Origin of the sequence: Calothrix rhizosoleniae SC01, assembly GCF_900185595.1 — a bacterium.
Taxonomy (GTDB): Bacteria; Cyanobacteriota; Cyanobacteriia; order Cyanobacteriales; family Nostocaceae; genus Calothrix_A; species Calothrix_A rhizosoleniae.
Map to the genome: position 1 here is coordinate 1 of NZ_FYBH01000404.1, position 6,804 is coordinate 6,804.

The window sequence follows — 6,804 nt, forward strand, 5'->3', positions numbered from 1 at the left end:
TAGTGCCAAACAATATGCGTCTATTCTCAAAGACGAATTTTTTTCAGTTATGCTCCCCGTATACATAAAAAATAATCCCTGGCAAGTTGCCAGAGATATATTTTAATAGAATTACTTATTACTTATTATTTTTTACTTATTACTTACCTACAGCGATCGCATTTTGCAATCGAGGCTGATCTAAACCAATCTCATGTAGTAGTAGCCAGGATTGCATGAGATCGGGACCATGCATCTCACCTGTGAAAGCGGCTCTAAGCGATCGCATGATTAAGCCTTTCTTTACCCCTTGTGCTTTCACCACCTGTTTAATTATCCCTTGAGCATCAGATACCTCAAGTTGTGCTTGATTGTCTAAACCTGTCAACACTCCTTGCAGAGCCGCCGCCACCCCATCTTGTTGTAGTTGAGTTTTAGCTTCATCATTAAATTCCACCAGGTCAGTGAAAAATAGTTGACTCATAGCTACAGCATCTGTCAAGCGAGTCAAACTCGGAGCAATTAAAGTTACCAGTTGTTCTAACCAAGGACGCTCTCTACCATCAACAAATTTATACCCGGCTTCTGACCATAATGGCATGAGTAAATCTGTAACTTTATCTACTGGCATATTGTGAATATACTGACTATTCAACCAATCTAGTTTTGCCCAGTCGAACTTAGCGCCAGCCTTATTCACACGCTCAAAGGTGAATCCCTTCGCAGCCTCTTCTAAGGTAAATATTTCTTGGGTAGAATCTGGGGGAGACCAACCCAACAAGGTCATATAATTCACTAAAGCCGCAGCAGTAAAGCCCATTTTTTGAAAGTCGAAGATTGAAGTTACCCCATCCCGCTTAGAAAGTTTGCGCCCTTCCATATTCAAAATTAAAGGGGTATGGGCAAATTCTGGTACATTGGCACCCAAAGCTTCATACAGCAAAATCTGCTTGGCAGTATTAGCAATGTGGTCTTCTCCCCGGATAACATGGGTAATTTGCATATCCATGTCATCAAGTACAACAGCAAAATTGTACAAGGGCTGACCAACACCTGTGTCTGTGGCTCGGGCAATTACCATATCACCGCCCAAATCACTACCACGCCAAACCATATTACCCCGAACTAAATCATTCCAGATAATTTCTCGACTATCGTCAATTTTGAAGCGAATGACAAAAGTACGCCCTTCAGCTTGGAAAGCAGCTTCCTGCTCCGGGGTTAAATGACGATGGCGGTTATCATAACGGGGAGCTTCACTTCTAGCCTTTTGGGATTCCCGCAAAGCATCCAATTCTGCTGCGGTGGTATAACAGCGATATGCTAAACCTTGGTCTAACAGCTTTTGTATTGCATCCTGATAAAAATGCAAACGTTCAGTCTGAAAAAATGGACCTTCATCCCAATTCAACCCCAACCAGCGCAATCCTGCCAAAATATTTTCCGTATATTCAGGACGCGATCGCTCTTGGTCTGTATCTTCAATGCGTAAGATAAATTGACCTCCATGATGGCGGGCAAATAACCAGTTAAATACAGCCGTCCTAGCTGTACCAATATGTAAATTTCCAGTGGGGCTGGGTGCAATACGGACTCTGACAGTCACAGCAAATTCTCTCTCAAAAAGCTTCAATAGTTTAACTTGAATTTCGGATGCAATTGTGAATCCAAAATTCGAGTTTCTCTAATCTGTTAGGTTATATAGCCTTTAGCTTTATAACGGGACCGACGGGGCTCGAACCCGCAACTTCCGCCGTGACAGGGCGGTGCTCTAACCAATTGAACTACGGTCCCTTAATTTGCACTCTTATAATTATGTCGGTTTTATAGAGAAGTGTCAAGTAATTTTTTGCAAATACTAAAAGCGGATATTCCCTAGGAGATACAGTAAAAACCATTCAAAGAATAAATTTCTTCACCAATTGAGAAATTTGGGAAGGACGTTCTGCTACTGGAATATCACATTCATACAAAGCAGTCAGTTTACTTTGTACGGAGCCAAAATTTGGATCTAGACCAATGACTGCGGCTAAAGTTCCTGTTTGTCGCCAATGCTTTGCTGGTGGTACGTGTCTACCAGCAATATAAGCAACTACTGGTTTGTCAATTGCTTCATTAATATAACGGGCTGCGGCTTCTTCGCGATCGCCACCTGGTTGCCCGACTAAAACGATAACTTGAGTACTTTCATCTTCGTCAAGTATTTGTAGCCATTGAATAAAAGATGATCCCACGATCACATCACTACCGATGCTGACACTAATGGATTGTCCTAGCCCTGCTTGGGTTAGCTCCCAAGCAATTTCATAGGTAAGAGTACTACTGCGGCTAATTATCCCTACTGAGCCACCTGTATAAAAATCACTTGGTTGAGTTCCCAAAAGAATCTTGTTGGGAACGATAATTCCTGGACTATTAGGTCCAATGACTAAGGTGTCTGTTACTTCAGCAGTGCGTATTAGCCTTACCATATCTAAAGGTGGCACTCCAGCTGAAGTAATAATGATTTGCCGAATATTGGCAGCGATCGCTTCTAGTGCTGCATCTAACACTTGGTACGGATTTACACAAATAATTGTGGTATCAATTTGACCAAATTTGTCTACGACTTCTTCTATCAGATCAAAAATCGGTAGGTCATATAGTTTTTCTCCACCGGAACCGGGATTAACTCCAGCCACTAAATTTGTACCATGAGCCTGCATTTGTGCAATGTGGGTAGCATCAATGAATTCACTAAACCCCTGGATTAAAACTTTGCTATCTGGCGTTAAGTTCATAAACAAATACAATAAGTCAGAATAGTCAGCGTTTTTCACTACTGAAGAAAGATAAATATGATCATGTATTCTTGATTCAATTGACATCGAAATCAAAAAAAGTTGTTTTAACTTTCAGGAATAAAATACCCGATTAAATTAACTTTTGCTAGTAAGTTTTGATTTTCTCTTGTTGATTATTTTTTGCTCCAATTATATAATTTTACCCAAATATTATGTCTGATTAAGGGATTATACTTAATAATTTTCGTCACAAAAATGCAAACTACTAAGGACACCATAACTTCTTCTAACTATTGAAAGTATATATCAATAAGTTTCAATCAAGGGTAGTGCTAAACAAGTTATGATAAATTATACGTAGGGATAAAATAGAAAATCCCACTGATGATAGTTCTCTAAGGACTGGGAGAAAGACAAATTTGTTTGTATCAATCAAGGTGCAGAAACATTGTGAAAACTGGATAATCACAGAATTTGTATTTTCAAGACTCTAGCTGTTGTCCTGTTTTATCCACATAATTAATAGCTGAAATTGGCTAATGTAGTACCTCTATATAGACCAAAAGTACTAGATGGCTAAGGCAAAGCCAAGTTTAAGCGTAAATGAGACTACACCAAAATGCCAGTTTGTACGTAATTATACTATAGCAAACGGGCAGTTTTTTAGTATTCTCGATTTGCAAGCTAACAACCGGGCGGCGATATAGGGTAGTGACACTGCTAGCATCCCATTTGGTGGGTAGAACCCCATTGGAGAGAAAATTCACATTCGCAATCTCAGCTTTCGGATTATTGGTGTGATGAAAGCCAAAGGTGCAACTATGGGACGGAACCGGGATGAAGCTGTTTTTAGTCCTCTAGAAGCCATACTCAGTCCCATGTCAATTGTGTTAACTGTATGTGTTTCTAGTGCCATTGACTTGATTTTTGGGGTATTTCCAGCCCGGAGTGCGGCTTTGCTTGATCCGATTGTTGCTCTTAGAAGGAATTAGGAACTGGCACAGCAGATTTCAAGAATCATTAAGGGAATCTGCTAACACCTCGCAACCTATATGCTCAACATTAACTCAACGTGAGTTCGATGAGCTTTAAAGTCTGAAACCCTTAACCAACATATGGTCTGGAAATTAGTAGTTCCCAAAAATGCTTGAGTTTCTTGAGAACAAAATCAATAATCTCTAAATCTGTCAATTATTGACCTTATTCTCAATTATTGATTGAGAGTTGTTATTAGCCTTTGTTTCAATAATTCTTGATTTACAAGGCTTTTAGCCCCTAAAATCCGTCGAACTCACGTTAACTCAAACAAACTGTTGAGAGATATTGCGATCGCTTACAACTTTGTGAAGAAAGATAAGACTAAGTTAAGAAAAATAAGACTAACACACAGGTCTCTAAAAATAGCAAATAGATTAGTTATTGTGTAACTAATCTATTTGCTAACAGAGGTATGGTATGTTCAATACGTTTACCCACGGTTACGCGTTGCTCATTGGTGTCGGCGAATCAGCTTACCCAAAATGGTCACTTCCTGTGACAGTTAAGGACATTCAAGCAATTCGCGATATCCTAATTGACCCTAACTTCTGTGCTTACCCAAATAATCAGCAACATATCCGCCTACTAAATAATTCTAGTGCTACACGTAGAGATATTTTAGATGGGCTTACTTGGCTTAATAATCAAGCATATGCTGACCCACAGGCCACAGTTATAGTCTACTATTCCGGCCATGGCTGGTTGGATCAGGCTACACAACTTTACTACTTAATTCCGCATGATGTCAAACCATTTGACATTCCAAACTCTGCCCTATCTGCTTCTGATTTCACCAATGGACTGAGGCAAATAAATTCACAGCGATTGTTGGTAATAATAGACTGTTGTCATGCTGAGGGAATAGCTACTGCAAAGAAAACCCAAACAGCAATCAAACTACCCTCAAATTTTATTCCCACCACCATACCTAAAAGTTTCCTAGAAGACCTCAAACAAGGTCAAGGACGAGCTGTCTTTTCATCATGTCGTGGAAAGCAAAGCTCCTGGATTCGCCCTGATGATTTAATGAGTATCTACACTTACCATCTAGTTGAAGCATTGAAAGGTGCAGGTAACCAACCAGATGATCAGGTTGTAAGACTTTCTAATTTGATGAATCACCTAAGCAAGAGTGTACCAGAAAATGCCCATACACTTTGTCAAGCAGAGCAAATTCCTTTCTTCGAGACTGCCACTGAAGACTTTACGGTAGCCTTACTACGTGGAAATAAGGGAGTACTCAAGGAAGAAGGAAATACTGAAACAACACAAAATGATGAAACAAGTCAGCAATTAACTGAGGGTAATGGCGATACTAACCTAACAATTAATGGAGATGGAAATAGAACAAACATAGGTGGTCGTAAGATTGAGATAAAACAAGCTAGAGACATAAAAATAAATTTATGAATGGAGTTAAAATATGACTGTAGCTGATCAAAAGAAAGCTAAGATTGAAGAACTAAAGGCTAAAGCACTGAATAAAGAGATAGAAGAAATAAGTGAAATTTTCAATCATATTCTTGAAGGAAATTATACAGAAAATGACGTTCAAACCGTAACCTCAAAGATATTAAGAATTACTGTTAATGGTGATAGTAATTATTTAAAAATAGGTAATAATTATATCAATATTGGTGAAGGACGTGATATCCATATTGGCGATCGCATTTATAAAGGTGAAAGTGCCGATACTATTCGCGAAATAATAAGGGAAGTAGTAAATGACCAAAATAAAGAAATTACGGAAAGCAAGAAAGAAATTACAGAAAGAATAGAAAAACTTGAGAAAATAATACAAGAGTATCAGCGACAGCAAGAAGAGAAAGAACGTCTGCGGCAGGAACAAGAACAACAAGAAAAAGAACGTTTGCGACAGAAACAAGAACAACAAGAAAAAGAAAGTCTGCGACAGGAACAAGAACATCAGCGAATTTTCGGGAAAAATACCGGTTCTCAAAGATTTGCAGTGCATTCTCAACCAAATTCACAAAATAATTCAAACACTCAAGGTGTTGGAGTAAAGGGGTCGTAATCTAAAACACAACTAATAGACTTGTTGGAAAATTTATACACCAGCCTGTGTAATGATCTTAGAGGCTACTTATATGTCCTCATTTCATCAAATACAACAGTTTTTAGAACAACTAACGTTAAGTTCCTATGATCTTAACTTGATTGATGCGTATATAGGGTCAAATCAACTAAAGTTAAGTTCCTATAATATTAACTTGATGGATATTAGCGCTATTGATACGGATATAGGGTCAAATCAACTGTTTGAAGAAGTATTTAACGATAATTTTGACTGGGAAAAAGAAGATAGTATCAGAGAAAAAAACTTATTGTATAAAATGCAAAAGTTTTTAGAGAAGCTAGAATTAAATTACGACGAACTTAACCTTAACTTGGAACTTAGCTTTCTTGATACGGATATAAAGCCAAATCAAACTTATCGAGAAGCACTTTATGAATACTTAAATACGTTAGATGAAGATAGGATTAGAGAAATTTTATCATCTTGGTTCCCCGAAAGCCTTGGTGTGCGAATATGACTAGATGCTCCCACCTTCAAGATTAAAAGAGAAGCTATTTTTTTAGCTAATACATTATTTAATCAATCTGAATACCTGGATATAGTAATATATGAAATTTTGGAACCTTTTTTGACACAAGAGGCCTCTACTGAGGAAAGAATAATTACCGTATTTGCCGCCACTATACTTAGTAGAGCAGGAGATTGGTTAGATAAAATTGATAAATATATTAGACCTAAACTTAATACTATAATTATTAATGCCTTAATTGAAAATAAAATTTTTATACAAGATTTTTATGAATACTTAAATTGGTTAGATGAAGATAGTATTAGAGATATTTTATCTTGGTTCCCTGAAAGCCTTGGTGTACGAATAGGACTAGATGCTCCTACCTTAAAGATTAAAAGAGAAGCTATTTTTTTAGCTGATACATTATTTAATCAATCTGAAGATCTGAAGATAGT

The 6,804-nt window shown here is 37.7% G+C and carries 7 protein-coding genes and 1 tRNA gene; 5 read left to right on the top strand and 3 right to left on the bottom strand.

The genetic code is table 11. The features are described from left to right. Nucleotides 1–139: 139 nt before the first annotated feature. From gltX to CALSC_RS24490, 3 genes are all read right to left on the bottom strand, one after another. Entirely contained in the window at nt 140–1,585 is a 1,446-nt protein-coding gene (gene gltX, locus CALSC_RS24480; protein WP_088243828.1) for a glutamate--tRNA ligase, read from the bottom strand. Nucleotides 1,586–1,699: 114 nt separating this feature from the next. Next, nucleotides 1,700–1,773, bottom strand: a tRNA-Asp gene (locus CALSC_RS24485). 104 nt (nt 1,774–1,877) lie between these two features. Further along, nucleotides 1,878–2,759: a succinate--CoA ligase subunit alpha gene (locus CALSC_RS24490; RefSeq protein WP_088243829.1), complete on the bottom strand. Its 882-nt coding sequence runs from the start codon at nt 2,757–2,759 to the stop codon at nt 1,878–1,880. 800 nt (nt 2,760–3,559) lie between these two features. On the opposite strand from CALSC_RS24490, the gene CALSC_RS24495 reads away from it, so the two are divergent. From CALSC_RS24495 to CALSC_RS24515, 5 genes are all read left to right on the top strand, one after another. Then, nucleotides 3,560–3,754 carry a hypothetical protein gene (locus tag CALSC_RS24495; RefSeq protein ID WP_143288366.1) on the top strand — a complete coding sequence of 65 codons (195 nt, stop codon included), beginning with the start codon at nt 3,560–3,562 and terminating at the stop codon, nt 3,752–3,754. Between the two features lie 463 nt (nt 3,755–4,217). Beyond that, nucleotides 4,218–5,210 carry a caspase family protein gene (locus CALSC_RS24500; RefSeq protein ID WP_088243831.1) on the top strand — a complete coding sequence of 331 codons (993 nt, stop codon included), beginning with the start codon at nt 4,218–4,220 and terminating at the stop codon, nt 5,208–5,210. 13 nt (nt 5,211–5,223) lie between these two features. Beyond that, nucleotides 5,224–5,835 carry a hypothetical protein gene (locus CALSC_RS24505; RefSeq protein WP_088243832.1) on the top strand — a complete coding sequence of 204 codons (612 nt, stop codon included), beginning with the start codon at nt 5,224–5,226 and terminating at the stop codon, nt 5,833–5,835. Between the two features lie 73 nt (nt 5,836–5,908). Beyond that, nucleotides 5,909–6,355, top strand: coding sequence for a hypothetical protein (locus tag CALSC_RS24510; RefSeq protein WP_143288367.1), 447 nt, complete (start codon nt 5,909–5,911; stop codon nt 6,353–6,355). 99 nt (nt 6,356–6,454) lie between these two features. After that, nucleotides 6,455–6,804 (top strand): hypothetical protein (locus tag CALSC_RS24515; protein WP_143288368.1); only part of this gene is annotated, 350 nt, incomplete at its 3' end.